The sequence below is a fragment of the Candidatus Methylobacter oryzae genome (assembly GCF_003994235.2).
In the GTDB taxonomy this organism is placed as follows: Bacteria; Pseudomonadota; Gammaproteobacteria; order Methylococcales; family Methylomonadaceae; genus Methylobacter_A; species Methylobacter_A oryzae.
In genome coordinates this window covers 1-1548 of record NZ_RYFG02000034.1, presented here as the reverse complement: position 1 = coordinate 1548, position 1548 = coordinate 1, and the positions used below count along the sequence as shown (strand labels likewise).

Below are 1548 nucleotides of genomic sequence, written 5' to 3'. Positions count from 1 at the left end.
ATTAAGTTTCATTACAGCTGATGAACCGCCTAGTGCGGACCCGCATGCTAGGTGGTGTGGGGGCTGGGAGCTAGACACTCCCGGCTACCCGATTAGGCCAATGTTGGAATGTGAGAACTGACTCCGTTCTTTGCACTTATTCCTCGTCTGATTTGTAGTGTTTTGTCAGATAGGCATCCATCTTTTCGTCCTCAGCCTCTAATTGTTCTTGATAACTTTCATCATCCACAAATGTTTCAATAATGCAGTTTTTCGATCCTCTATAGAGATCAAGCAAAGTTGGCCTTTCCGGATCACGGTTTAGAAACTCCGTCATTGAATATTTCAGGATATTAAAATCATAAGAAATTTTATTCGGAACGTTTTTGTGGGTAATGACTTCACGATTATCAGGCCCATCCAGCCTCAATTTTACGAGGCCCTGGCTTTTCAATTTCCTTAACTCTTGCGCGTGTTGTTGGTCCATTGGCATCATCTCTGTTATATAAAAGCCGTTTGGCTTGACGATAAATTTAAACAAGTTTACCGATAGTTTATTAATTCTGGAGAACAAATCATCGGGCGTGCATGTTTTTTCTGCAAAATCATCCATTCCTGCGTCATAGCAGGCTTTCTTATAAGCATTGTTGGAGGTAAAAGCCAGGATTGGAAAATACTTTACGGTGTTCCTAATAACCTTGGTTGCCTCAATGCCATTCATTTTTGGCATTTCAACATCCATCAAACAAAAATCATATTTACCATTATTTTTCTTCGCAAGCTCCACAGCCTCCAGACCATCTGAAGCCATATCAAAATCATAACCCCAGTAGCTCATTAGCTCACCATGAATCATTTGCATGATTGGGTTATCATCGGCTATTAATATATTCATCGTCCGTACTTTGCTTAGCCTAACGTGGAGCTAAGGGGCTGCACGCTTTTGCGCAGTCCCGCTTGAGCACAGGGTTAGAGTGGTAACTATTCCCCACGGCCATCTTTCAGGATTTGCTGAAGGTGTTTGGTTCTTTCACGTGTCAACTCAGCCTTGCGAGACAAAAGCGACATTGGATACATGCTACCCCAGCAAACCCTTACGTTATTTTCCGCACATGCAAACCTTGCTTCGAGGTCAGCATCACGAAATGATAACCAGGCTTTTTGAGCAAGCCGCAGCTTACTAATGAATAACTTGTCATCAGCCTCTTTTTTAATGAGTGACTGATAAGTTTGATTTAACTCATCATCTGCGTTGGTGAAGTCATCGCGAGCGCAGGCATTAAGCTCTAGCTGATTTCCGCCATCATTGCACTTGATGTCATCATCAGCCCATGATGCTGTTGGAGCAAGAGCAATAATGGACAAAAGAATTACTCGAAGCATCGTATTATTTTCGCCATTTTAACGTAGAGCTAACCGGGCGCGGCCCGGTTAGCTGAAAAATAAAGCCGCATTATAACCGCGCTCCGGCTGAGCGCCATGTGTACGCCCGACATGGGCATTAACTAATGAGGTGAAAGTCCTCTGTAGGAGAATCACCGTCGAAAACCTTGGTTGTTATTAGACGAT

General features: G+C 43.3%; 2 protein-coding genes. Both read right to left on the bottom strand.

Features of this window, described 5'->3' with window-relative positions:
• Positions 1-136 precede the first annotated feature (136 nt).
• A complete protein-coding gene (locus EKO24_RS06225; protein ID WP_127030802.1) occupies positions 137-874 on the bottom strand; it encodes a response regulator in 738 nt (245 codons plus the stop codon).
• 86 nt (positions 875-960) lie between these two features.
• A complete protein-coding gene (locus tag EKO24_RS06220; protein ID WP_161990575.1) occupies positions 961-1344 on the bottom strand; it encodes a lysozyme inhibitor LprI family protein in 384 nt (127 codons plus the stop codon).
• Between the last annotated feature and the right edge of the window lie 204 nt (positions 1345-1548).